Here is a 24,962-nt window from a genome sequence, read left to right as displayed (position 1 = left end):
CGTGACGCGCTTAGCCGCTGCGATCAACGACGATCCCCGTCAAGGCACGGGGATCGAGCTTGACCCGACAAGGCTTGTTGATCCCGGGCACGTCGACAGGCTTTATCAATCCATACATCAAGCTGCATCCGAACCGGCACACTTCCGCCTCGCTATTGAACCTCGGCCAGTTGCGGGGGCGCTGCGGGAGGCCGGCGTTGCCGATCTGCTTGGTGCCTTTGCGGCGCAATCCATACGGCCGAGTGATGTGCTTTCGGAACTCACGGCCTCCATCGCGCGATCGCCGACCGGTCGAGAGGCGATCCTTCGCTTCGTTCCCGATGCCGATGCTCTCGCGCAGGAAAGCGATCGTCATTACAGGGAGGGGACGGCGCGGCCACTCGAAGGCATTCCCTTCGGCGTGAAGGACATCATTGATGTCTCCGGCGCAATCGTTACCTCCGGCTCCTATTTCACCGGCGACCGGGTAGCACCGAGGGACGCCTCCGTCGTTTCCCGCTTGCGGGCGGCCGGAGCCATTCCCTTTGCCATGACGGCAACCACGGAGTTCGCAACCGGGTCGCCGCATAATCCGCGCTTCGGGACCGTCAGGAACCCGCATGATCGCGCACGATGGACCGGCGGGTCCTCGACGGGATCGGGTGCTGCCCTCGCTGTGCGCCTCATGCCCCTTGCGCTCGGAACCGATACCGGCGGTTCGATCCGCGTGCCGTCCTGCTGGTGCGGTACGACCGGTCTGAAACCGAGCCGGGAGCTCGTGTCGCGGCACGGGGTGGCGCCGCTCTCCTGGACGCTCGATCATATCGGTCCGATGGCGCGTTCTGCCGAAGACCTGCTCCATGTGCTGCCTTACATAGCGGAGACGTCGGGGCCGGCAATTGCGCAGCAGGTGGCGGATGTTCTGGGCGAGACCTCGGTCAAGGGGCTTACGATCGGCATCCCCTCCAACTGGTTCAACGAGTTGGTGGACGAGCGGGTGCTTGCAAACTGGCATCGCGCCCTGCAACAGTTTGAGGCGTTCGGCTGCCGGCTCGTGGAATTGCCCCCCATCGAGGTCGAACGTTTCCATGCCGCTGGCTGGGTCATCCTGCAGAGCGAGCTTGCCAGCCTGCATGCCGAGCGGCTCGATCGGGCCGAACTCTTCGATCCCGGGCTGCTGCACCGACTGAAGAACGGACTTGGCTATTCGGCAAGGGACTATGGGAATGCCCTGCAACAGCGGGGCGAAGCGCTCGAGCAATTCCTTAGCGTTATGGAAAAGGTCGACGTGCTGGTGACGCCGGGTCTTGGCGGCGAGGCAGGCCAGCTCGACGCGCTGACCGTCGACGTCGACCGTGAAAGCCACCCATTCCAGTCGATCATTTCGCGCAACACCATGATCTTCGATGTCACGGGCCTACCGGCGCTGATGCTGCCCTCGGGTCAAGGACGAACAGGTCTGCCGACAGGGATCCAGATCGTCGGGCGTCCGGGAGACGACGTTCTGTGCCTGAGGCTTGGGCGTGCTTTCCAGGCTGTGACCGATTTTCACCGGATGAGGCCTGTCGGAGAGGAGATCTGAGCATGGATGGTTTTCGGGAACGCGATGTCACCCAGCTTTCGGCGACGGCCGCAGTCGCCCAAATCGCGGAGGGACGGCTTACCTCACGCGCACTGGTCGATGCCTTGCTCGCGCGGATTTCGCTGCGCGATCCTGACGTGCGGGCCTGGCTTGCGCTGAGCGAGACGGCCCGCGAGCAGGCGGAGGAATGCGATGCCGTTCCCGCGGCACGGCGCGGCAGGCTTCACGGCCTGCCGATCGGGGTGAAGGACGTGTTCGATACCTTCGATCTGCCGACGACGCACAACTCGCCGCTCTATGAAGGTTTTCGACCTGCGGCAGACGCAGCCGTGGTCGATCTTTTGCGCAGCGAAGGCGCCATCATCCTCGGCAAGACCGATACCACCGAATTCGCGGCAGCCGGCCGCAATGCGGCAACCGCCAACCCGCATGATTTGTCGCGGACGCCGGGCGGTTCATCTGCCGGATCTGCAGCAGCCGTCGCCGATTTCCATGTCCCCCTGGCGCTTGCGACCCAGACCGGAGGCTCAACCATCCGACCGGCCTCGTTTTGCGGCGTGGTCGGCTTCAAGCCAAGCTTCGGGCGTGTCAGCCGAGAAGGGGTAAAGATCTATGCCCAGAGCTTCGACACCGTCGGTTGGTACGGACGATCCGTGGATGACGTGGCCCTGCTTGCCTCAGTTCTCGGTCTGGACGAGGAATTCCCAGCGGCAGGCTTCTCCAGAAACCCCCGCATCGCCCTCACGTTAGGACCGTACAAAGACCGCCTGTCGCCGGAAAGCCTGATGGCGCTGACGGTCGCAAGGGAGCGGCTGGAAGGCGCCGGGCACCGCGTGCAGGTGCTCGACCTCCCACCCGAGTTCGAGCCCGTCGACCGTCACCACCGTGTGATCCTGCATCGGGAAGGGCAGGCCTCGTTCCGAAATCTGGCACGACGGCATTCATCGAGCCTGCATGACGATTTCCATCACAGGGTGGAAAACCGTGATGGCTCCAGCCTTGCTGATCTCGCCCGCGCCTATGATGCCATGGGTTCGGCGCGCATCGCGTTCGATACCTTTATGGGTGATTTCGATATCCTAATCGCGCCGAGTGCGCCCGGCTTTGCGCCGATCGGACGTGGGCCAGGCGATCCGGTGTTCAATGCCTCCTGGACGCTCCTTGGCGTGCCCTGTCTCAATATTCCCATTCCGCTCGGGTCTTCAGCCTTGCCGATTGGCGTGACGCTAATTGCCCGGCGATTGGCGGACAAACATCTGCTCGATGTGGCCCGGCACCTCGAGCCCGTTCTCAATCCGACATGAAAGCAGCACAGACGACATGCCCGATCCCGCATTGAAAAAGGCACTTATTGGCGGCGACTTCGTCCTTGCCCCCGGCATATACGACATGATCTCGGCGCTGATTGCCGATCGGATGGGTTTCAAAGCCCTCTATGTCACCGGTTACGGGACCGTCGCCTCGACGCTCGGCATTCCCGATGCCGGTATCGCCACCTATCGAGACATGGTCGAGCGCATTGCGCAGATGGTGAAACTCACGAATACGCCCGTCATTGCAGATGCAGATACCGGCTATGGCGGGCTCCTCAATGTGCGCCACACGGTACGCGGTTACGAGGATGCCGGGGTTTCGGCGATCCAGCTGGAAGATCAGGAATTTCCGAAGAAATGCGGCCACACTCCCAACCGGCGCGTCGTGCCCATGGGGGATATGGTCAAGAAGATCGAGGTTGCTGTCGACAGCCGGCGCAGCGACGACATGCTCATCATCGCCCGCACGGATGCCCGTACCAGCCTTGGCCTTGAGGAGGCGATCCGTCGTGCAAAAGCCTATGCCGCGGCCGGTGCGGACGTGCTCTTCGTCGAGTCGCCCGAAAATACCGACGAGGTGAGGGCGATCGCCGAGGCCATCGATCGGCCACTGCTTGCCAACATGGTCAATGGCGGGCGTACACCGCTCCTGCCGGCGTCCGATCTCAAGGCGCTGGGCTACCGGATCGCGATCTACCCGGCGCTCGGCTTCCTCGCCCATGGTCATGCGGTACGCCATGCCTATCAGGACCTGCTCGACCACGGAATCACCAGCGACGCAGTGCCGCTCTACCCCTTCAAAGACTTCAACAGCCTGCTTGGCTTCGAAGATGTCTGGGCCTTCGAAAAACGATTTGCCGAAACCGAGGACTGACGCATGACAAACGCCGATCTCGCAGCAAACTATGCCAAGGCCTATGACAATCGTATTGGCTTCGGAAAGAAGCCGGCACTCGTTCTTGTGGATTTTGTCCAGGCCTATTTCGAGCCAAACAGCCCGCTCTATGCCGGCGTGGACGCCGCACTTGAAAGTGCCCTGCGCATCCGCGAAAAGGCGCGAGAGAAGGGGATCCCAATCATCCTCACAGGCGTTGTGCTGCATCCAAGCGGCCTCGACGGTGGACGCTTCTTCCAGAAGGCCAAGCCTCTCGCCTGTTTCACCGCCGGCAACCCGCTCGGTGGCTGGCCTAAGGGACTTCAGCCTTTTCCGGACGAATTCGTTATCGCAAAACAGTATCCCAGTGCCTTCTTCGGGACTTCGCTTGCCCCTTTGTTGACATCCATGAGGGTCGACAACGTTATCCTGACCGGGCTGACCACGAGTGGCTGTGTGCGTGCAACCTGTGTCGATGCGATGTCGCATGGCTTCATCACAACCGTGGTCAGGGATGCGTGTGGCGATCGACATTCATCTCCGCACGAGGCCAATCTGTTCGACATGAATGCCAAATATGCCGATGTGGTCTCCGAGGTGGAGGTCCTCGATTTCATAGCGTCGCTCTGAGACCCTTACGTTGGTCTGATTCCGAGCGCAGCCGCATTGCCGATGATTACCCTGGCGGCGTCACAATGTGGTGCGCCGGTGCACGCGGCGACCGAAGCACCCGGTCTGAGCCAAACCAACCGTCTTCAGGCCGACCGGTTTCTCTCCCAGTACCAGGCGACATATTGATTTTTGCGATCGCGTTTCAGGTCGGCAAGAAAGCGCTTGATCTCTCGGCAGTCGCTCTTTTCGCCCGCAAACCACACGAAGGTGTCGGCGCTGGTGGTTTGGACTTCGGCTTTCACACGATCGACCAGCGATGTCCTGTCGTCAGACGAATAAGAAGACCGATGCAGCCACTCCAATCCGATGAGCCTCTCTTCGAGATCCTGCTGCTCGCTTCCGTCTTCTACTTCTATGATCGCTTTCATCAAGGTTCCCGGCGCTGCTTCCTCCACCATCCGCGCAATCGCGGGAAGCGCGCTTTCGTCGCCGGCAAAGAGAATCGTTTGTGCATCCGGCAGGCCCCCGCCGCCGGGTCCCATGATCGCCAGACGATCCCCCGGCTGAGCGTCACGCGCGAAGTCGCTTCCCGGCGTCGCGATACCTTCGGCCGAATGCTGAAAGACATCGACCGAAACCTGATTGGTTCCAGCGTCGACCGAGCGGATAGTATAGACCCGCATAAGCAGTTCATCCTCGCCCTCAGGCCAGCCGATCCGGCCGTTTTGCTGGACGATTGGCCAGACAGGTGCTCGTCCCTTCGGAGGTATAAGCAGGCGCACATGCATGTTGCCGCCGATAAACGAGGTGACGTTCTCAACAGACAGCACGACTCGCCGCATCCGCGACGTGACGTTCCTTGCAGAAACGACAGTTGCTTCGTGAAAACCCGGTGGCCGCCCCTTCGGCGCCGGCTCCGACCATTCGAGCGACAAAGGCTCGTCACCCGCAAAATAGAAAAGGTGCTCTGCAAACATTGTACACGTCACGGGCAGCGATGCATCGCTGGCGGTGGCGATCACTATCTCCAGCCGATCGTCGACACTGGTGAGATTGATCGTCCAGTCCCTGGACATCAGTACGGCTCTTCCTTCCTCGCGAAGGACATCGGAATGTTCGACGAAATGCTCACAGATCGCATTGAGCATGGCGCGCACATCGACCGGGTGCGCTGTGCCAGAAAGAGTTGCGGAGTGAATATCGCTCATGAACTTGCCTGCATGGATGACGGGGAAAACGGTCGCATATGATGCCGTCCGATCGGAAGCATCATGGGTTGACCGGAAGTCGGATCGGTAAGGATCTGCGCGTCGAGACTGAAGACCTCGCGGACCATTTCTTCGGTAAGCACCGATTGCGGCGAGCCTGCCCGAAAGGGACGTCCCTCAAGCATTGCGATCAAATGATCACTGTAGCGCGCCGCAAGATTCAGATCGTGCAGCACCATCACGATTGTCGTGCCCCGCTTGCGATTAAGGTCTGTCAGGAGGTCAAGCACATCGATCTGGTGACTGATGTCCAGGAAGGTCGTGGGTTCGTCGAGAAGCAGGATCTCGGTTTCCTGGGCGAGCGCCATGGCAATCCAGACCCTTTGCCTCTGTCCCCCGGATAACTCTTCCACAGACCGCTCGGCAAGCTCAGCCGTTTGTGTCGCCTCAAGGGCGTCCGCGACCGCTTGGTCGTCTTTGGGGGACCAAGAGGCAAAGAGACTGTGATGAGGATGTCTTCCCCGGCTGACCAGGTCGAGGACCGTGATTCCCTCCGGCGCGATCGGGGACTGCGGCAACAGACCGAGCCGTCGGGCAAGCTCACGCGTCGGCAGTTTGTGAATAGAGCGACCGTCAAGCAGGACGTCGCCTTTCAACGGCGCGATCAGGCGCGACAGCGCCTTGAGCAGGGTGGACTTGCCACAGGCATTGGCTCCAACGATGGAGGTGATCTTCCCGGTGGGAATGACGAGGTCGATATCCTTCAGAACGACACTTTCGCCGTAGCCGGCGAAGAGTTCCTTCGCTTCGACGCGGTAGTTGGTCACGATCCGGCTCCCTGTCGATTGCTTCTGATGATCAGGCTGATGAGATAAGGCGCCCCGAGAGCACCGGTCACGACACCAACCGGATAACGGCTTGGCAGGAGGAATTGGCCGACGAAATCGGCCAACAAGACAAGAAGTGCCCCACCGATGGCCGCAGGCAGCAAGGTGGAGCCTCGCTTCCCAAAGATGCCACTCGCGATCGGACCTGCGAGGAAGGCCACAAAGGCGATTGGGCCCGTCACGGCTGTTGCCGTGGCAATCAGACCGACGGCGCAGACGATGACGAGGAGACGCGTGGAGGAGACCTTGACGCCGAGCGCCGTTGCGGTCTCGTCACCCAAGCGCAAAACTTCCAAATCCCGGGCCCACGTCAGGAGCGGGGCACCAAACAGAACGAGTGCTGCCAGAAGGGGAAGCGCCTGGTCGAGTTTTGCCCCGTTAAGACTGCCCGTCAGCCAACGCATGGCCTCCTGCAACGTAAAGGCGGGCGCGCGCAACAGGATATAGGCAATCATGCTCTCCAGCATGGCGGAAACGCCAATCCCCACCAGGATCAACCGGGGACCTGCCACGCCGTTCTTTGCGGCCAGTCCGTGAACAAGGAGCGCCACCAGAAGGCCGACGCCAATAGCCAGCAAAGAGACCGGAGTCCCGTTCAACCCGAGAATCACGATCGCGAACACCGCCGCGGCACTTGCGCCCGAGGTGATGCCTATGATGTCGGGGCTCGCGAGCGGGTTGCGCAACAGCGTTTGGAAAGCTGCCCCGCCAAGGCCGAAGCTCATCCCGGCGGCGACGGCAAGGACCGCACGAGGAAGACGCAACTGACCCACGGTAAAGCTGGCGCCAGGCACCGTTTCACCTGCCAAAACGCGCAAGACGTCATCAAGGGGTGTGAATGTCTGCCCTGCCATCAACGTCAGAAGGAAGCCGCTTATGACGAAGAGCACGGCAAGCGCGAGCAGGGTCCGCCGTCGGTGGAGGTGCCGCCGATGGGTCGCAGCAATCATCATCTGATGCTCTAGACGTTCACAAGCGCTCACAGGTCTCTGACCTTTTGCCGGCGAACGACATAAATGAAGAAAGGAGCCCCGATAAGAGCGGTGACGACGCCCACATCCAACTCTGATGGACGGGCGGCCAGACGTCCGAGAACGTCGCTACCGGTCAACAGTATGGCGCCGCAGAGGGCCGAAATCGGCAGCAGCCACCGATGGTCTACCCCGATCAGCAACCGGCATGCATGCGGGACCACAAGGCCGACGAAGCCGATCGGGCCACAGACCGCTGTTGTCGCACCACAGAGCATGACCGCGCCGAGAGTTGCGACAGCGCGGGCCACGGCTACGCGTTCGCCGAGGCCAGCGGCAAGCTCGTCACCAAGTGCAAGCGCATTCAATCGTCTGGCGGAAAGCAGGCACAAGGCAAATCCTGCCGCCAGAAAGATGGAGATTGGCGCCAGTCGGTCGAACGTTGCGCCGCCAACCCCGCCAATCTGCCAAGAGCGAACGCCCCCGGCGATGTCGGCGCGCGGCAGGACGACAGCAACAACCAGCGACGAGAAGGCGATCGCGGTCGCCGTTCCTGCCAATGCAAGCCTCAGCGGGGTGGCGCCCCCGCGCCCAAGCGAGCCGATGCCGTACACAAAGACGGCGGTTGACGCCGCGCCAGCGATGGCGATCCAGATGAAGGCATGGCCCGAGCTGATGCCGAACCAGGCAACTCCGACCACCACCGCCAGTGATGCACCGGTGTTGATGCCGAGGATGCCGGGATCCGCCAGCGGATTCCGCGTCACACCCTGCATGACGGCACCCGACATTCCGAGTGCCGCGCCGGCAAGCAAAGCCAAAAGTGTGCGCGGCAGCCGAGCCGCCGCCGCTGCGCGATCGAGCGTTGATGTATCACCGGAAAGCGCCGCGACGACATCCGTCAATGGGACGTCGCGTGTACCGACCACCAATGACAATGCGGCAACAGCAATCGCAAGTGCCGCGATGGCGCAGACAGCGAGCAGCCGATTGCCGCTCGGCGAAAACTCAACCGCCCGCCTTGGGATGGAAAGCATTTGTTTGGTCGTCATTCGGTCTTTCGCGCCGCATCCGCGAGCTTCGCCACATAGGCCGGCAGAACCCAGCTAATCGACAAGGGCGTCGGATTGGCTGCAGTGCCGATCGGATCCCGGCCGAGCGTTACGATTGCGTCATGCCTGACGGCCGGCATGTGGGCGAGCAGCGGATTGGCCTTCATAGCGTCGATCAAAGCACGATCACCATAGGTGACCAGTATGTCCACATCGTCGAACAGGTCGATCTGTTCGGCGCTAATTGAACCGGCAAAGCTGCCGTTCGACGAGGCTTCGATGACGCTTTTCGGCATGGAAAGACCAAGGTCGCTGAAAAACCGCACGCGGGTATCCTGGGTCGTATAGAAGTTCACAACGCTGAGGTCGGTTTCGTCGAGATGGGTGACGAACATCGCCCGCTTGCCCTTCAGCTCGGGGTATTTTGCGACTTCTGCAGCGATCTTTCGTTCGATATCGTCGATCAGTGCCTCGCCTTCTTTCGCCAAACCCATGCCGGCACTGTCGAGGCGGATCGTTTCCCGCCAGTCGGTTGACCAGGGAGCCTGCGGATAGGCGATGACCGGCGCGATCTGGCTGAGGGTGTCATAGTCGGACTGGCTCAGGCCGGAATAGGCCGCAAGGATGACATCCGGTTCGGTGCCCGCCACCGCTTCGAAATCGATGCCGTCGCCTTCGTCGAAGAGCGAAGGTGGTTCTGCACCCAGCTCCCGGAGGCGCTCCGCGACCCAGGGCAACAGGCCGTCACCATCATCATCGCCGAAATTTGCAGCTGCCATCCCCACCGGCACAATCCCCAGCGCCAGGGGCACTTCGTGATTGGCCCAGGCTACGGTGGCCACCCGGCCGGGTTTTTTCGGGAGATTCGTCTGGCCAAGTGCATGGGTGATCATCAAAGGAAAACGAGCGTCCTCGTCTGCGTTGGCGGGCATGCTTGCGATGCCGAAAAGCAGTGCTGCCAGGGGCGCCAGGTTACGCAACTTCATCCGCATCGTGTCAATCGCTCGCTGATTAAGTTGACTTTCACTTTCAGCTTCAGGCTCGCGGGTCAAGCCAATTGGGAACGGAGGGCATCATTGCCTCTTGATTTCCGGAGAATTTTACAAAAAGAGAAAAATCTACAATACTGGATGAAAATTATCCAGTTAATGGCCGATTGACCGCTCGAACGTTGATCTGCGGTGCGGCGGCCGGGGGATAAGGTCGGCGATTGCGGATCGACCACCGAGGCGGGGCGGCTGTCGAGATTGGTCCTTTGGGATCATCGAGAGAGCTCGTCGGAACGTCAAACTCTGGATAGACGATGATCAGGAACATGTCCGCTGCCACGACGCGCGCTCACCTTCGCCCTCGCGCCACTCTTCTCTTAAGCTGCACGGCCTTCATCTCGCTGATGCCAGCCCTTGCCGGCGCTCAGGATGCCGGGACGGCGGAGGATGATGCGACAGTCTTGCAGACGATAACGGTGGAAGGGGCCACCCAGGGCGACGCGGATTCCAAATCGATTGTCGCCAATCGGTCGAGTGCTGTCGGCAAGATGCCGGGCGAAATCTTGACCACGCCTGCGACGGTGTCCGTTGTAACCTCGAAGGAAATCGAGCAACGCGCGGCTGACAGCATCGAGAAGGTAGTGCAGTACTCGGCCGGCGTGACGACCGACTACTATGGATCGGACGACAGATTCGACTATGTAACGATTCGCGGCTTCTCGCCCTTCACATACCGCGACGGCCTGGCCATCGGACGAACCTGGCTAGGCGTGAAAGAGGAACCCTATGCCTTCGAGAGGCTCGAAATACTGAAGGGCGCAAATTCAACCGGCTTCGGCGTTTCCGATCCGGGTGGCGCCATCAATTATGTGACGAAGACCCCGCGCAGTGAGCGTTTTGGAGAGATCTATGGCACGGTCGGATCCTTCGCCCACAAGGAGACGGGCTTCGACTTCGGCGACAATCTGACGCAAGATGATACCCTGTCCTATCGCCTGACCGGCAAGGTTCAGCGTGCCGATGGCGAGTATGATTTCTCGGAGAATGACGAGAACTTCATCATGGGTGGACTGACATGGCGTCCGACCGACATGACGAATTTGACCTTCGTCTTCGATCACCTTGACCGTGATGGTACGCCGAGTGGTGGTGGCCATCCGCTCTACACCGACTTTGACCGGGACCGCTTCTTCGGAGAGCCGGATTTCAACTACGATGCGACGAACCGCAACACCTACACCATGCTGTTCGACCACGATTTCGGCAACGGCCTGAGCGTTAACTCCAGCGCGCGCTACAGCAATTCCAGCCGAGAGACGGGCTTTGCTTTTATCTATGATTCCAGCGGTGCTGCCGATCCGTCGGACACCAGCGCAGACCGCATCTATTCTTTGGGCTCCGGTTCGAGCGAACAGATCAACGTCGATGCCCATCTGCTATACGAGGCAAGCTTCGATCAGGTGGAAAGCCGAACCCTGGCGGGTGTCGACTACAACAGCATCGAATCCACCAACGAGTCCGGTTACCTCTGGGGGGCAGGCACGCCTTCGATCGATTGGCAAAATCCCGTCTACGCCGGACCGCCGCCGGCGATCCCGCTCTCGACCCGCAACAGCAACGACCGCAGCACCCGTGCTGTCTATCTGCAGCAGGATCTGATCTTCTCTGACCGCATGACGGCAAGCGTCGGCCTTCGCAATGACTGGCTTGATCTGGAAGAGACCGATCTGGGAACCTCGGTCTCCACCTCGCGCGACTACAGCGAGTTCAGCAAACGCGTCGGCCTGAGCTACAAAATCACCGAGGAACTGGCGACCTATGTGAGCTATGCAGAATCAGTCGCGCCTCCAAGCACTGGCAATCAGCCAACCTATGGCAAGCAGTACGAGGCGGGAATCAAGTACCGACCCGATGCCTTCCCTGGGATGATCACGGCATCAATCTATGATCTGACGCTTGAGAACATTACCGCTTACGAGGCGCCCGTCTATCTGCCGAGCACGGTGGAAGAGGTTCATCATCGCGGCCTTGATCTGGAAGCGAAAGTCGAGATGACGTCGAACTTCAACTTGATCGGCGCCTATTCCTACATCGACTCTGAAATCGTCGACTCAGGGGCAACCTACGACGGCAAGCGTTTTGCGCAGGTGCCGGAACACATGGCATCGCTCTGGGGCACGTACACGCTCGAAGGCCAGGGTGACCGGGGCGAAATGACGTTCGGCGCCGGAGCGCGCTTCATCGGATCCTATTATTTCGACAACGCAAACACGCGTAAGTCGGACGGAGCCGTGATCTTCGATGCCTCCTTCACTTACGCGATCAAGGAAAACACCAGCTTCCAGCTTAACGTCAGCAATCTGTTCGACGAGAAGCATGTCGCCAACAACGACGGCGGCGCCCTCTACTACAACCCCGGACGCACGATCTATGCGACGATCCGGCAGAGCTGGTAAAGGCTCCGAAATCCCGCGTCCGACATGGCGCGGGATCCAGGCTTCATTCTGAAGTATGCTTGCGACGCCAGACGGCAGGGGTTTCGCCGGCAAACCTGCGAAAGACCTTGGTGAGGTGGGCCTGGTCGGAAAAGCCGAGTTGGGCGCTGATCTCCGCGATGCTCATCTCTGTTTCGACCATCAGTGCTCTGGCCATCTCGATGCGGCGAGACAACTGCCACTGCAGCGGCGTCATGTCCGTTGTCTGCCGGAACACCGTGGCAAACCAGCTCTCGGACAGGCCGACAACATCAGCCATCTCCCGGATGCTGAGCGGTCGCCCGCCGCAATTGGCAAAATGGGCGGATAGACGATTCAGGTGGGCTTGGGTCAGCCTGCCCAAGCCGGCAGAATTCTTGTCTGGATCTCCCTTGAGGTCGAGCAGCCCTGTAACGATGCTGCCGACCAGATTCTCTGCAAAGGCGGTGTGGCGCACATCAGTCGACAATTCGTTCACGACTAGGCCTGCAAGAGCGGCCAGAGGTCCGGGATCCTGTATCTCAACGGGTTGTTTCAAGGCGGTGCGTGCAGCAGAGGATCCGATCGCGGGCGCGATATAGCGCAGCACGCGGTCCCGATGCAGATGCAGGTCCAGATGGGAAAAGCGGTGGCGGCTGGTGAAGCTGGTCCAAAGCGGCGTGCCTGCCGGGACGTAGATGACCCGTGCCATGCCGCGTTCGCTGCGCTGCAGATCCGGAGTATGGGACACCCGAATGTGGGGACTGACATCGTCGAAGAAGAAAACGATGCGGGGATCTGGTGAGAGGTAATAGCCGCTCGCTCCGGCCTGCCCTTCGGCTTCCCAATGGACGCCGACGATACCGTTCATTGATCGCCATGTTGGCGGTCGGAGCGCTTGGATGCCCTCTATTTTGGTCTGCATGGAATGAAGATAGGTCAAACCGACCGCCTCCTGATCTCAACGGCTGGCGTGTGTCACCGAATATGCCCATCATCTTTGGGAAAGGCTTCTGGTGAACGCTGGAAACATGATAATCATAATCATCTTATCACATCGAACCTACACTTTACAGCGCGCTGCGCGGTTGGGTTAACAGCTACCCCTCTCCCCGCGGCATATCCTCGTCTCAAAGCTATGCCTTGCGGAAAACGAAGCAGCGACAGCTCGACACGCGCTCCATATTCGGCAACGAGGCGACCAATCTGCTCATAGGCAGTGTCTGCCCTTATCTTTTCTTTATTCTCATCGCGCCTCTTCCCAATCGAAGCCTGACCCGAAGCGCCCTTAATTCTCCACCTGTATCAACAGGAGACCCGGACATGTCCGACCTCATCTTTATCGCGCTTGGCGGTGGCACGCTTCTCGTGCTCGCATTGTACGCCCGCGCGCTCGACCGGCTCTGAGGGCACGCAGATGCTTGAACCCCTCTTCGGCCTTTTCGTCGCCATTGCGCTTGGCATCTATCTTGTCGTGACGCTGCTGCGTCCCGAGCGTTTCTGATCGGGAGCAGATCCATGACCCTTGTCGGTTGGCTGCAGATCAGCCTCCTCTTCCTCGCCGTCCTCCTCGTCATCAAACCACTCGGCCTTTACATGGCGCGAGTGTTTTCCGGCGAGCGGACCTTTTTTTCCCCCGTACTCGGCCGGCTCGAGCGTGATCTTTATCGCGTGAGCGGCATCAACCCCGAAAAGGAGCAGAGCTGGTTCGGCTATACGCTTGCCATGCTCGCCTTCTCGCTCGCTGGCTTTCTCGTTCTTTACGCCATGCTGCGGCTGCAGGCCTATCTGCCGCTCAACCCGCAAGGCTTTCCGGGCGTGCCCGCCGATCTCGCCTTCAACACGGCTGTCTCCTTCGTCACCAACACCAACTGGCAGAACTATGCCGGCGAGACGACGATGAGCCACTTCTCCCAGATGGCCGGCCTCACCGTGCAGAACTTCCTCTCCGCCGCGACAGGCATGGCCCTTGCAGTCGCCGTCACTCGCGCACTTGCCCGCTCCAAGGTCTCGACGCTCGGCAATTTCTGGGTCGATATGACCAGGGCTACGCTCTACGTGCTGCTGCCGCTCGCGATCCTCGTCGCCCTCGCCTTCGTCGCCATGGGCTTGCCCCAGACGCTCGACGGCTCGGTCACGGCCACGACGCTTGAAGGCGCCAACCAGGTGATTTCGCTTGGCCCCGTCGCCTCCCAGGAAGCGATCAAGCAACTTGGCACCAATGGCGGCGGCTTCTTCAACGTCAATGCCGCCCATCCCTTCGAGAACCCCACCGTCTGGTCGAACTATCTCAATATCTTCGCCATGCTGTCGATCTCTGCCGCCATGGCCTACACCTTCGGCCAGATGGTCGGAAACCGCAGGCAGGGCTGGGCGCTGATCTCGGCCATGGCGTTCCTGCTGATTACAGGCGTGGCCGTCACCTACTGGGCCGAGGCCCAGGGCAACACCATCCTGACGGCGATCGGTGTCGATCCAGCACTCGGCAATATGGAAGGCAAGGAAGCCCGCTTCGGCCAAGCCATGACCGCGCTCTACGCAGCCGTTACGACGGGTCTCTCGGATGGTGGCGTCAACGGCATGCACGGCTCGTTCACAGGCCTGGGCGGCCTGGTGCCGATGTTCCTGATCCAGCTCGGCGAAGTGCTGCCAGGCGGCGTCGGCTCCGGTCTCTATGGAATGCTCGTCTTCGCAATTCTGTCCGTCTTCGTCGCGGGTCTGATGGTCGGCCGCACGCCGGAATTCCTCGGCAAGAAGATCGAGGGCCGCGAGATGAAGTTCGCCATGCTCGCCGTGCTCATCCTGCCGCTGGTCATCCTCGGCTTCACCGCAGTTTCGGCCATGCTGCCCTTCGCGGTGGCAAGCGTTGGTACGGCCGGCCCGCATGGTCTGTCGGAAATCCTCTATGCCTACACCTCGGCTGCCGGCAACAACGGCTCGGCCTTTGGCGGTCTCACCGGCAACACGGTCTGGTACAACACCACGCTCGGGATCGCGATGCTGCTTGGCCGCTTCGCCTATGTCGTGCCGGTCATGGCGATTGCCGGATCGCTCGCCGCCAAGGTGAAGTCGCCGGCCTCTGCCGGCACCTTCCCGACCGACGGCCCGCTGTTCGTCGGCTTGCTGATCGGCATCATCCTCATTCTCGGCGGCCTGCAATTCTTACCCGCACTGGTGCTCGGCCCCATAGTGGAACACTTCGCCATGCTCGCCGGCCAGACCTTCTAAGGAACCAACATGTCAAAAGACCATAAAGCTCCCGGTCTTCTCGACCCGTCGATCCTGTTTCCGGCGATCCGCGATGCGTTCGTCAAGCTCGATCCGCGTAAGCTGCTGCGCAACCCGGTCATCTTCGTGACCGAAATCGTCGCCGTCGTCGTGACGATCCTCTTCATCCGCGACCTCGCCCAAAATCCGGGCGAGGCCGGCTTTTCCGGCCAGATCGCTGCCTGGCTCTGGTTCACTGTACTCTTTGCCACTTTTGCTGAAGCTGTGGCGGAGGGCCGCGGCCGCGCCCAGGCCGACAGCCTGAAGAAGACCAAATCCGAACTCGTCGCCCGCCGGCTCGCCGCCAACGGCAAGACGGAGACGATTGCGGCCAGCAGCCTCAAAGTCGGTGACATCGTACTGGTCGCAGCCGGCGAGCTGATCCCCGGCGATGGCGAAGTGATCGAGGGTGTCGCCTCGGTCAACGAAAGCGCCATCACCGGCGAATCCGCCCCCGTCATCCGCGAATCCGGTGGCGACCGCTCGGCGGTGACAGGCGGCACGCAGGTTCTGTCCGACGAGATCAAGATCAAGATCACCGTCCAGCCGGGCTCCTCCTTCGTCGATCGCATGATCGCGCTGATCGAAGGCGCTCAGCGCCAGAAGACGCCGAACGAGATCGCGCTGTCGATCCTGCTCTCGGGCCTGACTCTGATCTTCTTGCTTGTCTGCGTCGCGATCTGGGGCCTGGCCGGCTATTCCGGCACGGTGCTTTCGGTGACGGTGCTGGCGGCCCTGCTCGTCACCCTTATCCCCACCACGATCGGTGGCCTGCTCTCGGCCATCGGCATCGCCGGCATGGATCGCCTCGTGCGCTTCAACGTGATCGCCACCTCCGGCCGCGCGGTGGAGGCTGCGGGCGATGTCGACACGCTGCTTCTCGACAAGACAGGCACGATCACCTTCGGCAACCGTATGGCCAGCGACTTTCTGGCCGCCCCAGGCGTCACCCCGGCGGAGCTCGCCGAAGCCGCCCTCATCGCCTCACTGTCTGATCAAACGCCCGAGGGCCGCTCGGTCGTGGCGCTGGCGACAGGTGAGTTCGGTGTGCCCATGCCGAAGGCCGAGTTCGATGCCGTGATTGGCTTCACTGCTGAAACACGCCTCTCCGGCGTCGACATCGGTGAGCGTCGCCTTCGCAAGGGCGCGGTCGACGCGGTCCTGAAGTTTGCCGGCCTGACCGATCAGGATGCACCGGCCGAATTCCGCCGCGCCGTCGATCAGGTCGCGCGAACCGGAGGCACGCCGCTCGGCGTCGCCGACGGAGACCGCCTGCTCGGCGTCATCCACCTCAAGGACGTCGTCAAACCCGGCATCAAGGAACGCTTCGCGGCCCTGCGCGCCATGGGCATCCGCACGGTCATGGTGACAGGCGACAACCCGGTGACTGCCGCCGCCATTGCCTCGGAAGCCGGCGTCGACGATTTCCTCGCCCAGGCAACGCCGGAAGATAAGCTCGCTTATATCCGCCGCGAGCAGCAGGGTGGCCGCCTGATCGCCATGTGCGGCGACGGCACCAATGATGCTCCGGCGCTTGCCCAGGCCGATGTCGGGGTCGCGATGCAGACCGGCACGCAGGCCGCCCGCGAGGCCGCCAACATGGTGGATCTGGATTCCAGCCCGACCAAGCTCATCGAGATCGTTGAGATCGGCAAGCAGCTGCTGATGACGCGGGGATCGCTGACGACGTTTTCGATCGCCAATGATGTGGCCAAATACTTCGCCATCATACCGGCGCTGTTCGTGGCCACCTATCCGGCGCTCGAAGCCCTCAACATCATGGGGCTGACGTCGCCGCAGTCGGCTATTCTGTCCGCCGTCATCTTCAACGCGCTGATCATCGTGGCGCTGATCCCGCTGGCATTGAAAGGCGTGGCTTACCGTCCGTCCGGTGCAGCGGCACTGCTGCGTCGCAACCTGCTGGTCTACGGCGTCGGTGGCCTGATCCTTCCCTTCGCCGGGATCAAGGTCATCGACATCGCCGTCAGCGCCCTTCATCTGGTGTAATCATGCTCAACCATCTCAGACCCGCACTCACCCTCGTTGTCGCCATGACCGCACTCACCGGTCTCGCCTATCCCCTAGCGATCAACGGCGTCGCTCAGGCTGTCATGCCTGAAAAAGCCAATGGCAGCCTGATCGAACGCGACGGCAAGGTCATCGGCTCAAGCCTGATCGGCCAGAATTTCGCCTCCGACCGCTATTTCTGGCCGCGTCCTTCGGCAACGGGTCCAGACCCCTATAACGCGGCAGCCTCGTCGGGCTCCAACCTCGGCACGACCTCGGTCAAGCTAAAGGAGCGCGTGGCGGCCGATGTTGCACGGCTGACCGCAACCGGCATGGCGCAGCCGGTACCGGGCGATGCCGTCGCCACCTCCGGCTCCGGCCTCGACCCGCATATCTCGCCCGCCTTTGCCGAGGCACAGGTGACGCGCGTGGCGCAGGCGAGGGGGCTCCAACCGGCAGCCGTTGCAAGCCTCGTCGAGCAGACGATCGAAAAACCCGACTTCGGCGTTATCGGCGAAGCAAGGGTCAATGTGCTAGAGCTCAACCTGGCCCTTGATGCCCTGAACAGATGAGAACTTGATGGCGGACGACGACCGCAGGGACGAACGACGTCCCGATCCCGATGCCCTGCTTGCCCTGGCGGAGAAAGACCGCCGGGGCAAGCTTACCGTTTTTCTGGGGGCCGCCCCCGGCGTCGGCAAGACCTATGCGATGCTGTCGCGCGCCCGACGCCTCAAGGCTGATGGCATCGACGTCGTCATCGGGCTGGTCGAGACCCACGGTCGCGGCGAAACCGCAGCCCTGCTCGACGGCCTCGAGATCCTGCCTCGACGCAGGGTGGCTCATCGCGGCCGGATGCTCGAAGAGTTCGACCTTGATGCGGCGCTTCAACGGCGTCCCCGGATCGTCATCGTCGACGAGCTCGCCCATTCCAACCCGGAAGACAGCCGCCATCCAAAGCGCCACCAGGACATCGAGGAGCTGATTGCAGCCGGGATCGATGTCTGGACGGCGCTCAACATCCAGCACCTCGAAAGTCTTGCCGATCTCGTTGCCCAGATCACCGGTGTCACCGTGCGCGAACGGGTTCCCGATGTCGTCCTCAAGCGTGCAGACGAGGTGCTGCTCGTTGACCTCGCCCCATCCGAACTGATCGAGCGCCTGAAGGAGGGCAAGGTCTATCTGCCCGAAAGCGCCAACCGCGCCGTCGACCGCTTCTTCCGCCTCGGCAATCTGACGGCGCTGCGCGAACTGGCACTGCGCCGCACCGCCGACCGCGTCGATGATCAGATGGTCGATTATCTCAAGCAGAATGCCATCGATGGTCCCTGGGCCACGGGTGAGCGCCTGCTGGTCTGCGTCGGCTCCGATCCGCTGTCGGAAAAGGTCGTGAGGGTCGCTAGCCGGCTGGCCTCGGGGCTCAACGCGCCCTGGCTGGTCGTCTCGATCGAGCGTGCCGACCGGGAAGTGGAGACGCCGGAACGCCTGCAGCGGATAGAGACACTGTTTCGGCTCGCCGAACAGCTCGGCGCCGAAACACGCCGCGTCATCGGCAATGATTTCGTCGAGGAGATCCTGAAGCTCGCCCGGCGCGAGCATGCAACCCAGATCGTCATCGGCACGCGCAAGCGCAGCCGCTGGCAAAGATATGTCACACGTTCGCTGCCGGATGCCCTGTCCCGTCGTGCCTCGGGTCTCGGTGTGCACATCGTCACGCCCGATACCTCGACCGAGGAGATGCGACGCCCAGTCTTTCGCATGCCCAGAGCGACGGCCTTGCGCCAGTCCGCGCTTTCAGCCTTCGGCTTCGTGGCGATCACGGCTATGATTGGCAAAGGCATTGATGTGTTCGTCGAACTGCCGAACATCTCGCTGCTGTTCCTGCTTGCGGTTTTAGGAGCCTCCGTCGTCGGCGGCTACATGGCCGCCTTCCTGGCCGCTGCAATGTCGGCGCTGGCTTACAATTTCTTTTTCATCGATCCGATCCACACCTTCACGATTGCCGCGCCCCACGAGGTCTTCGCGCTCTTGATCTTCTTCGCGGTGGCCCTGATTGCCGGGGGCTTCGCCTCGCGCATCCGGGAACAGGCGGAGATTGCGCGGGTGAGGGCGACGGCCCTCCAGTCTCTCTATGATTTCTCCCGCAAGCTCGCGAGCACGGCCAGAGGCGAGGATGCGATCTGGCTCGCCGTTTCGCAATTGCAGGCGAGCCTCAAGCGCAAGGTCGTGCTGCTTGTTCCGCGCAAGGGCGATCTCAGCGTGGCCGCCGCCTGGCCGCCGGACACCGAACTTGACGTCACGGACTTAACGGCCGCCCGCTGGACGCATGACAAGCGAGAACCCGCCGGGTATGGCACTGGCACGCTGCCGAACAGCCGCTTCGAGTTCCGGCCCTTGCTCGGGCCGCACGGCATCGTCGGGGTCTGCGGCATTGAGCAATCAGGAGAGAGGCTCGACCAGAACGCCGAGCGCTCGCTCACCGCCATCCTCGATCAGACGGCGATTGCGCTCGACCGCGCGCGCCTTGCCGATGAAACCGTCGAGCAGGCCGCAAGGTTGGAGGGAGAGCGCTACCGCGAAGCACTTCTCTCTTCGATTTCGCATGATCTGCGCACGCCGCTTGCGACCATCACCGGCGCTGTCACCGGTCTGCGCCAGCTTGGCGAGCGGATGACACCTGAGAACCGCGACGATCTCCTGCAGTCGATCGAGGAAGAAAGCAGCCGCATGAGCCGCTTCGTCGCCAATCTTCTCGACATGACCCGGATCGAAGCTGGCACGCTGAAGCCCAAGCAGGATTGGGTGGATGTCGCCGACGTCGTCCAGTCGGCCGTCGAGCGCACCCGCAAACACGCGACCGGTCGCATCATCGAGACTGGCATCGCGGCGGATCTGCCGCTAATCCGAGGTGATAGCGTGCTGATCGGTCAGGTGCTGTTCAACCTTTTGGACAATGCCGTCAAATACGGGGGCGAAGAGCCGGTCAACGTCTATGCCCGCCGAGACGGCAAGGATGTGCTGATTTCAGTCACCGACCTCGGCAAGGGCATTCCGCCTGAGGATCTGGACCGGATCTTCGAAAAATTCTATCGCAGGGGCAAGCCGGACGGTCGCTCGCCGGGCACCGGGCTCGGCCTTTCCATTGCCCGCGGCTTCGTCGAGGCGATGGGCGGCAGGATCCATGCGGAAAGCCCGGCGCTCAAGAAGCGCGGCACGCGCATCGTCATGCGGTTTCCCGGAAGTGAAGAGAGGGACCAGATCAAGTGAACCAGTCCCGTATCCTGGTGGTCGATGACGAACCGCAGATCCAGCGCTTCCTGAAGCCATCGTTGTCCGCTGCCGGTTACGAAGTCGTCGAAGCGGCCACTGGGGCCGAGGCGTTGAAGGCCGTCGCCACCCAGGCGCCCGATCTCGTCATCCTCGATCTTGGCCTGCCGGACATGGACGGCAAGGAAGTCATCGCCAGCCTGCGCGGCTGGTCGGACATTCCGATCGTCATTCTCTCGGCCAGGGATCGTGAGAGCGAGAAGATCGCGGCACTCGATCTGGGCGCCGACGATTACATCGAGAAGCCATTCGGGGTGGGTGAACTGACCGCCCGCATCCGGACAGCACTAAGACATCGAGGTCGCAAAGACGCCATCCCGACCATCATGGAAATCGATGGCCTGACGATCGATCCCGTCAAACGCCTCGTCTCGCGCGGTGGTGAGATGGTGCATCTGACACCGAAGGAATACGACCTGCTCCTGCTGCTCGCCCGTCATGCCGGTCGGGTTGTCACGCACCGCACATTGCTGACATCCGTCTGGGGCCCCGCCCACGGCGACGACCTGCATTACCTGCGCGTCTTCATCGGCCAGCTCCGCCAGAAGATCGAACGGGATCCGACCCAGCCCCGGATCGTGCGCACGGAACCGGGCGTGGGTTATAGGATGGCCGAGCAGGAATGACGCCAACCTGGCCTATCGCCAGACAGTCCGCTTCTGCACCTGGAGAGGTTTGCCGACTGCCCGGTTTGTCACAAGCTCATCCCAGGAAACTGGCGCATCACCACCGGGGAAATCTCAAGACTTTAGCGTTGTTCTCGCGCCCGAAGTCTCGGCATCATTTTCGGAACGCTATACGGCGCTCATCGAGATCAAAGGACGTTGATTTTGCTTCGGCATAACGATTGTTACCGACGCAGTTGAACAGATCGCGCAGTGCTTCGGCTCTTGGCAAGACAGAGCTACACGCTTTTTCCGCTTCGCGGATTTGAAGTAGCAGCACGTCTCGCGCATTGCCCGGCTGTCGCCAAGCCGTCAAGTTCAACTAAGTGGTGCATGTAGCGCGAACAAATCAGACACAGGAACATGCAGGGTAAAAATACCGTCGCGTCCCTGACAGAATACCGCGATTGCTCAACTGGTAAATTAGCCACCTAGCGTCGTAGAAACACCAGTAAATTCAATCATACTTCAAGATTGATGGCGGAGAGGGTGGGATTCGAACCCACGATACCCTTGCGAGTATGCCGCATTTCGAGTGCGGTGCTTTCGACCACTCAGCCACCTCTCCGGTCACATTGGTCGGCGCTTCATGGCGCGGGCTGTCTCATAGCGGCAACTCACCCCCCATGCAAGAGCGAATGTGACGGTTTTTCCGGGTTTTGTCTTGACACCCTGCCTGCCCTCACGTATGCGACGCTCGACTTAAAGCGTGGGCGAACTGCGCCTTGTGTTCTTCGCGATCCGCGAAGCTGAACCGGCGGGACCAAAAGTCCCGCTCCTCCGACTGGCAAAAAGACGGCCCCTCGCAAGGGGAGAGCCGGAACGAACATGAAAGGATAAAAAATGTTCGCAGTCATCAAGACCGGCGGTAAGCAGTACCGCGTTAACGCCAACGACGTGCTGACCATCGAAAAGCTGGAAGCCGAAGCTGGCGCAACCATCGAATTCAACGAAGTTCTCGTCGTCGGCGAAGGCGAATCTGCAACCATCGGCGCGCCCTTCGTGGCTGGCGCCAAGGTTACGGCCGAAGTTGTCGAACAGACCCGCGGCAAGAAGGTCATCGCCTTCAAGAAGCGTCGTCGTCAGAACTCGAAGCGTTCGCGCGGCCATCGTCAGCACCACACCGTGGTGCGTATCACCGACATCGTCGCCGCCTGAAGCGCGTCTAACTACAAGGTTTAAAGGAGAACTCCCATGGCACACAAAAAAGCTGGCGGTTCCTCGCGCAACGGTCGCGATTCCAATTCCAAGCGCCTCGGCGTGAAGAAGTTCGGTGGCGAAGTCGTCATTCCGGGCAACATTATCGTGCGTCAGCGCGGCACCCAGTGGCATCCGGGCGCGAACGTCGGCATGGGCAAGGACCATACCCTCTTTGCACTTACGGCCGGCAATGTGGACTACCGTACGAAGTCGAACGGTCGAGTCTTCGTGTCTGTAATGCCGAAAGCCGAAGCAGCGGAATAAGCCGGTAGCGCTCTAAAACAGCCGGCGTCTCATCGACCCGGCTGACCGCACCAGGTTCAGTCAGACAAAAAGGGGAGATGGGGCGCCATCTCCCCTTTTTTTCTTGTCCAACGAAGGAGACTGAACCATGCAAAGTCTGATGTTGAGGGACGACCAATCACGGTCGCCCGAAGAACGGCCAAGGCCCGATCGGCCGAGGAGCGATTGCCCTGTCTTATTGTCGCAAAGGCTGGTCCTGCGCGCACCCCACACCGAAGACATCGACGCCCTTGCCCATCTCGCCAACAACGCCGCCATTGCCACCATGGTGGCACGCATGCCGCATCCCTATACGGCGAAAGACGCGGCCGACTTCGTGCGACGCACGAATATCGGCGAGATCGGCAAGTGCGTCTATGCCATCACAAAAGCGGACAATGGCGAGTTCCTCGGTTGCTGCGCGCTGGAGCCCAATCCGGCCGACGACACCATCCTGGAAATGGGATACTGGCTGGGCGAACCCTACTGGAACAAGGGTTATGCCACCGAGGCAGCCCATGCCTTGATCGACATGGCCTTCCGCACCCGTGAATGGGTTAGCCGCATCGATGCACGCTGCCGAGTCACCAACATCGCCTCGCGCCGCGTCATCCAGAAGTCCGGCTTCCAGTTCCAGGGCACCGGCATGGTCGGCAACCTTGCCATGGGCGGGCCAGTCCCCGTCGAATGGTACAGGCTCGACCGCAAGACCTGGCTGTCCCTGAAGAGCTGGGGGGAAATGCGATGAGCCCGATGCTGGCCGAAAGACCCGACACAATGCCGCTGATGCCGGGCGCCTGCCCGGTCATCGAAACGGCACGCCTGGTGCTGCGCCCTCACCGCATGCAGGATGCGGATGCGATTGCGAACTCGCTCAGCGATTTCGCCGTTGCCCGCATGCTGACGCGCGTGCCGGTCCCTTACGACCGCGAGGATGGACGCGACTGGCTGAACATGGTGACGTCGGGCCTCAAGCCCGACTGGCACTTTGCGATCACGCTCGATGGCGTCCATATCGGGGTTGTGTCCCTGGAGCTCCGCCACGGCCTTTGGCACATCGGCTACTGGCTGAACCGCTTCTACTGGGGCAAGGGCATCATGTCCGAAGCTGTCGAGGCAGCCCTCGACCGCTTCTTTCAGCGCATGCCGCAAGCCGAGATTTTCGGCGGCGCCTTTGCCGACAATCCGGCATCGCTTCGCCTGCTGGAAGCCCGCGGTTTTCGCACGGTCGGCGTTGAGGACGTATTCTCCAAGGCGCGCAATACCATGGCGCCGCTGGTCGAATTCCGTTTGTCCCAGCCGGACTTCGCCGGCCGCAGGAGACGTGCATAGCCGACAATGCTCCGGGCGCCAGCCGCCCGGGGCTCACCCTTCCGCCAGTTCGACCCAGACCGGCAGATGGTCGGAACCACGGGCGGAAGTATCCACCCGACAGGCCTCAAGGCGACCCGCAAGGCCGCCACTGACGAAACAGTAATCGAGATGCATGCGCCGCGCCCCGTCCTCGCTGATCCAGCTATATCCGTCCGCCGGCCGGGCCTTGAGGTATGCCTCCGCATCCGTCGGAAACCCGGAACGCGGCGCGCGCCCGTAATAGGCGTCGTTGCGGCCGACCATGGCGATATATTCGGGGCTTTCCGGCTCCATGTTGAAGTCGCCCATCATGAGAAAGTCCTCCGGCAGCGGCGGATCGGCAACAGCGAATTCGATCGCACCCGTCAGTGCGCCACCTTCGGACAGGTAGCTGCAAGCGCGCTCTTTGAGAAACCCAATCTGTGCAATTCGTTCGTCCGGAGAGACATGGTCGAGATGGACGGAATAGACGCGCAAGGCGCCCGCAGGTGTCTCGATGACGGTCTCCAGTGCACCGCGCTGGAGATTGAGCTTATCGTAGGTTCGATGACGCGGCAGAAGCAGGTTTCGGACGGCACGGATCGGATAGCGCGACAGAACCATGTTGCCGAACTGGAAGCGTCGTTCGCACAGCTGGCCATCGACGACAGAGTGATCCACCAGCACGTCGCAGGCGGCACCGAAGGCCGCGAAGTAATTCGGAAACTGGGCAGAAAAGATGTCCACCAGATCGGCATAGTCGTTTCGGCTGTAGCCCCGGGTCACTTCCTGCAAAGCAATCACATCCGCATCGCGAATGCTGGCGGCAATGCGGTCAGGGTCGAAACGCCCGTCCTGACCGAAGCCGTACTGGATGTTGTAGCTCACGAACTTCACGATACTCTTTGACCTCCGCGCAAAGCGGCTATATCGATGGCCGCAATCTCCATCAGAACCTGACA

23 protein-coding genes and 1 tRNA gene are annotated in these 24,962 nt (G+C 61.4%); 16 read left to right on the top strand and 8 right to left on the bottom strand.

The window, feature by feature from the left end; genetic code table 11:
• The first annotated feature begins 1 nt into the window (after window position 1).
• Genes ACT53S_RS18250 through ACT53S_RS18235 form a run of 4 tightly spaced genes read left to right on the top strand, consistent with a single transcriptional unit; the run spans window position 2 to window position 4,378 of the window.
• Window positions 2-1,561 (top strand): amidase, encoded by a 1,560-nt coding sequence (locus tag ACT53S_RS18250; protein WP_476068024.1) that lies wholly within the window; start codon window positions 2-4, stop codon window positions 1,559-1,561.
• A gap of 2 nt (window positions 1,562-1,563) precedes the next feature.
• Window positions 1,564-2,865 (top strand): amidase, encoded by a 1,302-nt coding sequence (locus ACT53S_RS18245; RefSeq protein ID WP_476068023.1) that lies wholly within the window; start codon window positions 1,564-1,566, stop codon window positions 2,863-2,865.
• Window positions 2,866-2,881: 16 nt separating this feature from the next.
• Window positions 2,882-3,748, top strand: coding sequence for an isocitrate lyase/PEP mutase family protein (locus tag ACT53S_RS18240; protein ID WP_476068022.1), 867 nt, complete (start codon window positions 2,882-2,884; stop codon window positions 3,746-3,748).
• Window positions 3,749-3,751: 3 nt separating this feature from the next.
• Window positions 3,752-4,378: an isochorismatase family protein gene (locus ACT53S_RS18235; RefSeq protein ID WP_476068021.1), complete on the top strand. Its 627-nt coding sequence runs from the start codon at window positions 3,752-3,754 to the stop codon at window positions 4,376-4,378.
• Between the two features lie 125 nt (window positions 4,379-4,503).
• On the opposite strand, the gene ACT53S_RS18230 is transcribed toward ACT53S_RS18235, so the two are convergent.
• Genes ACT53S_RS18230 through ACT53S_RS18210 form a run of 5 tightly spaced genes read right to left on the bottom strand, consistent with a single transcriptional unit; the run spans window position 4,504 to window position 9,470 of the window.
• Window positions 4,504-5,568, bottom strand: coding sequence for a DUF2218 domain-containing protein (locus ACT53S_RS18230; protein ID WP_476068020.1), 1,065 nt, complete (start codon window positions 5,566-5,568; stop codon window positions 4,504-4,506).
• Window positions 5,565-6,395 carry an ABC transporter ATP-binding protein gene (locus ACT53S_RS18225; RefSeq protein ID WP_476068019.1) on the bottom strand — a complete coding sequence of 277 codons (831 nt, stop codon included), beginning with the start codon at window positions 6,393-6,395 and terminating at the stop codon, window positions 5,565-5,567. Before ACT53S_RS18225 ends, ACT53S_RS18230 begins: the two co-directional genes overlap by 4 nt.
• Window positions 6,392-7,408 carry a FecCD family ABC transporter permease gene (locus ACT53S_RS18220; protein WP_476068018.1) on the bottom strand — a complete coding sequence of 339 codons (1,017 nt, stop codon included), beginning with the start codon at window positions 7,406-7,408 and terminating at the stop codon, window positions 6,392-6,394. Before ACT53S_RS18220 ends, ACT53S_RS18225 begins: the two co-directional genes overlap by 4 nt.
• A 26-nt stretch (window positions 7,409-7,434) precedes the next feature.
• The gene (locus ACT53S_RS18215; protein ID WP_476068274.1) at window positions 7,435-8,463 is read right to left on the bottom strand and encodes a FecCD family ABC transporter permease; all 1,029 of its coding nucleotides are present in this window, start codon (window positions 8,461-8,463) and stop codon (window positions 7,435-7,437) included.
• Window positions 8,464-8,474: 11 nt separating this feature from the next.
• A complete protein-coding gene (locus ACT53S_RS18210) occupies window positions 8,475-9,470 on the bottom strand; it encodes an iron-siderophore ABC transporter substrate-binding protein (RefSeq protein WP_476068017.1) in 996 nt (331 codons plus the stop codon).
• A 311-nt stretch (window positions 9,471-9,781) separates the two neighbouring features.
• On the opposite strand from ACT53S_RS18210, the gene ACT53S_RS18205 reads away from it, so the two are divergent.
• Window positions 9,782-11,923, top strand: coding sequence for a TonB-dependent siderophore receptor (locus ACT53S_RS18205; RefSeq protein WP_476068016.1), 2,142 nt, complete (start codon window positions 9,782-9,784; stop codon window positions 11,921-11,923).
• Between the two features lie 43 nt (window positions 11,924-11,966).
• Here the strand turns inward: ACT53S_RS18205 and ACT53S_RS18200 are convergent, their stop codons facing one another.
• Entirely contained in the window at window positions 11,967-12,863 is an 897-nt protein-coding gene (locus ACT53S_RS18200; RefSeq protein WP_113377768.1) for a helix-turn-helix transcriptional regulator, read from the bottom strand.
• Between the two features lie 200 nt (window positions 12,864-13,063).
• Between ACT53S_RS18200 and ACT53S_RS18195 the strand changes: the two genes are divergently transcribed.
• From ACT53S_RS18195 to ACT53S_RS18165, 7 genes are read left to right on the top strand one after another with little or no spacing between them, the layout of a single operon-like run.
• Window positions 13,064-13,327, top strand: a complete 264-nt coding sequence (locus tag ACT53S_RS18195) for a hypothetical protein (protein WP_476068289.1) — start codon at window positions 13,064-13,066, stop codon at window positions 13,325-13,327.
• Between the two features lie 10 nt (window positions 13,328-13,337).
• Complete coding sequence (gene kdpF / locus ACT53S_RS18190) at window positions 13,338-13,424, top strand: K(+)-transporting ATPase subunit F (protein WP_113377767.1); 87 nt, start codon at window positions 13,338-13,340, stop codon at window positions 13,422-13,424.
• A 14-nt stretch (window positions 13,425-13,438) separates the two neighbouring features.
• The gene (kdpA, locus tag ACT53S_RS18185) at window positions 13,439-15,148 is read left to right on the top strand and encodes a potassium-transporting ATPase subunit KdpA (RefSeq protein WP_476068015.1); all 1,710 of its coding nucleotides are present in this window, start codon (window positions 13,439-13,441) and stop codon (window positions 15,146-15,148) included.
• Window positions 15,149-15,157: 9 nt separating this feature from the next.
• Window positions 15,158-17,194 carry a potassium-transporting ATPase subunit KdpB gene (gene kdpB / locus ACT53S_RS18180; RefSeq protein ID WP_476068014.1) on the top strand — a complete coding sequence of 679 codons (2,037 nt, stop codon included), beginning with the start codon at window positions 15,158-15,160 and terminating at the stop codon, window positions 17,192-17,194.
• A 2-nt stretch (window positions 17,195-17,196) separates the two neighbouring features.
• Window positions 17,197-17,766 (top strand): potassium-transporting ATPase subunit KdpC, encoded by a 570-nt coding sequence (kdpC, locus tag ACT53S_RS18175; RefSeq protein WP_476068013.1) that lies wholly within the window; start codon window positions 17,197-17,199, stop codon window positions 17,764-17,766.
• Window positions 17,767-17,773: 7 nt separating this feature from the next.
• On the top strand, window positions 17,774-20,461 hold the full coding sequence (locus tag ACT53S_RS18170) for an ATP-binding protein (protein ID WP_476068012.1): 2,688 nt from the start codon (window positions 17,774-17,776) through the stop codon (window positions 20,459-20,461).
• Window positions 20,458-21,147: a response regulator gene (locus ACT53S_RS18165; RefSeq protein WP_113377762.1), complete on the top strand. Its 690-nt coding sequence runs from the start codon at window positions 20,458-20,460 to the stop codon at window positions 21,145-21,147. The genes ACT53S_RS18170 and ACT53S_RS18165 overlap by 4 nt, the downstream gene beginning before the upstream one ends.
• A gap of 517 nt (window positions 21,148-21,664) precedes the next feature.
• On the opposite strand, the gene ACT53S_RS18160 is transcribed toward ACT53S_RS18165, so the two are convergent.
• Window positions 21,665-21,754, bottom strand: a tRNA-Ser gene (locus ACT53S_RS18160).
• A 275-nt stretch (window positions 21,755-22,029) separates the two neighbouring features.
• Here ACT53S_RS18160 and rplU point away from each other — a divergent pair.
• The 4 genes from rplU (at window position 22,030) to ACT53S_RS18140 (ending at window position 24,000) form a co-directional block, all read left to right on the top strand.
• Window positions 22,030-22,344, top strand: coding sequence for a 50S ribosomal protein L21 (gene rplU, locus ACT53S_RS18155; RefSeq protein ID WP_113377745.1), 315 nt, complete (start codon window positions 22,030-22,032; stop codon window positions 22,342-22,344).
• 36 nt (window positions 22,345-22,380) lie between these two features.
• Window positions 22,381-22,650 (top strand): 50S ribosomal protein L27, encoded by a 270-nt coding sequence (gene rpmA, locus ACT53S_RS18150; RefSeq protein WP_110791351.1) that lies wholly within the window; start codon window positions 22,381-22,383, stop codon window positions 22,648-22,650.
• A 127-nt stretch (window positions 22,651-22,777) separates the two neighbouring features.
• The gene (locus tag ACT53S_RS18145) at window positions 22,778-23,416 is read left to right on the top strand and encodes a GNAT family N-acetyltransferase (protein ID WP_113459026.1); all 639 of its coding nucleotides are present in this window, start codon (window positions 22,778-22,780) and stop codon (window positions 23,414-23,416) included.
• A complete protein-coding gene (locus tag ACT53S_RS18140; protein ID WP_476068011.1) occupies window positions 23,413-24,000 on the top strand; it encodes a GNAT family N-acetyltransferase in 588 nt (195 codons plus the stop codon). Before ACT53S_RS18145 ends, ACT53S_RS18140 begins: the two co-directional genes overlap by 4 nt.
• A gap of 33 nt (window positions 24,001-24,033) precedes the next feature.
• Here ACT53S_RS18140 and ACT53S_RS18135 read toward each other — a convergent pair whose 3' ends face one another.
• A complete protein-coding gene (locus tag ACT53S_RS18135) occupies window positions 24,034-24,897 on the bottom strand; it encodes an endonuclease/exonuclease/phosphatase family protein (RefSeq protein ID WP_476068010.1) in 864 nt (287 codons plus the stop codon).
• Window positions 24,898-24,962 lie beyond the last annotated feature (65 nt).

This window comes from Allorhizobium sp. DMC15, assembly GCF_056314065.1.
Note: the sequence above shows the minus strand (reverse complement) of the source record. Positions and strands in the feature narration are given on the sequence as shown.

Excerpts from the sequence above, each read along its gene's own strand:
- ACT53S_RS18245 (WP_476068023.1), top strand. The coding sequence starts at position 1,564 with ATGGATGGTTTTCGGGAACGCGATGTCACCCAGCTTTCGGCGACGGCC.
- ACT53S_RS18240 (WP_476068022.1), top strand. The coding sequence starts at position 2,882 with ATGCCCGATCCCGCATTGAAAAAGGCACTTATTGGCGGCGACTTCGTC.
- ACT53S_RS18235 (WP_476068021.1), top strand. The coding sequence starts at position 3,752 with ATGACAAACGCCGATCTCGCAGCAAACTATGCCAAGGCCTATGACAAT.
- ACT53S_RS18230 (WP_476068020.1), bottom strand. The coding sequence starts at position 5,568 with ATGAGCGATATTCACTCCGCAACTCTTTCTGGCACAGCGCACCCGGTC.
- ACT53S_RS18220 (WP_476068018.1), bottom strand. The coding sequence starts at position 7,408 with ATGATGATTGCTGCGACCCATCGGCGGCACCTCCACCGACGGCGGACC.
- ACT53S_RS18215 (WP_476068274.1), bottom strand. The coding sequence starts at position 8,463 with ATGCTTTCCATCCCAAGGCGGGCGGTTGAGTTTTCGCCGAGCGGCAAT.
- ACT53S_RS18210 (WP_476068017.1), bottom strand. The coding sequence starts at position 9,470 with ATGCGGATGAAGTTGCGTAACCTGGCGCCCCTGGCAGCACTGCTTTTC.
- ACT53S_RS18205 (WP_476068016.1), top strand. The coding sequence starts at position 9,782 with ATGATCAGGAACATGTCCGCTGCCACGACGCGCGCTCACCTTCGCCCT.
- kdpF (WP_113377767.1), top strand. The coding sequence starts at position 13,338 with ATGCTTGAACCCCTCTTCGGCCTTTTCGTCGCCATTGCGCTTGGCATC.
- kdpA (WP_476068015.1), top strand. The coding sequence starts at position 13,439 with ATGACCCTTGTCGGTTGGCTGCAGATCAGCCTCCTCTTCCTCGCCGTC.
- kdpB (WP_476068014.1), top strand. The coding sequence starts at position 15,158 with ATGTCAAAAGACCATAAAGCTCCCGGTCTTCTCGACCCGTCGATCCTG.
- kdpC (WP_476068013.1), top strand. The coding sequence starts at position 17,197 with ATGCTCAACCATCTCAGACCCGCACTCACCCTCGTTGTCGCCATGACC.
- ACT53S_RS18170 (WP_476068012.1), top strand. The coding sequence starts at position 17,774 with ATGGCGGACGACGACCGCAGGGACGAACGACGTCCCGATCCCGATGCC.
- rplU (WP_113377745.1), top strand. The coding sequence starts at position 22,030 with ATGTTCGCAGTCATCAAGACCGGCGGTAAGCAGTACCGCGTTAACGCC.
- rpmA (WP_110791351.1), top strand. The coding sequence starts at position 22,381 with ATGGCACACAAAAAAGCTGGCGGTTCCTCGCGCAACGGTCGCGATTCC.
- ACT53S_RS18145 (WP_113459026.1), top strand. The coding sequence starts at position 22,778 with ATGCAAAGTCTGATGTTGAGGGACGACCAATCACGGTCGCCCGAAGAA.
- ACT53S_RS18140 (WP_476068011.1), top strand. The coding sequence starts at position 23,413 with ATGAGCCCGATGCTGGCCGAAAGACCCGACACAATGCCGCTGATGCCG.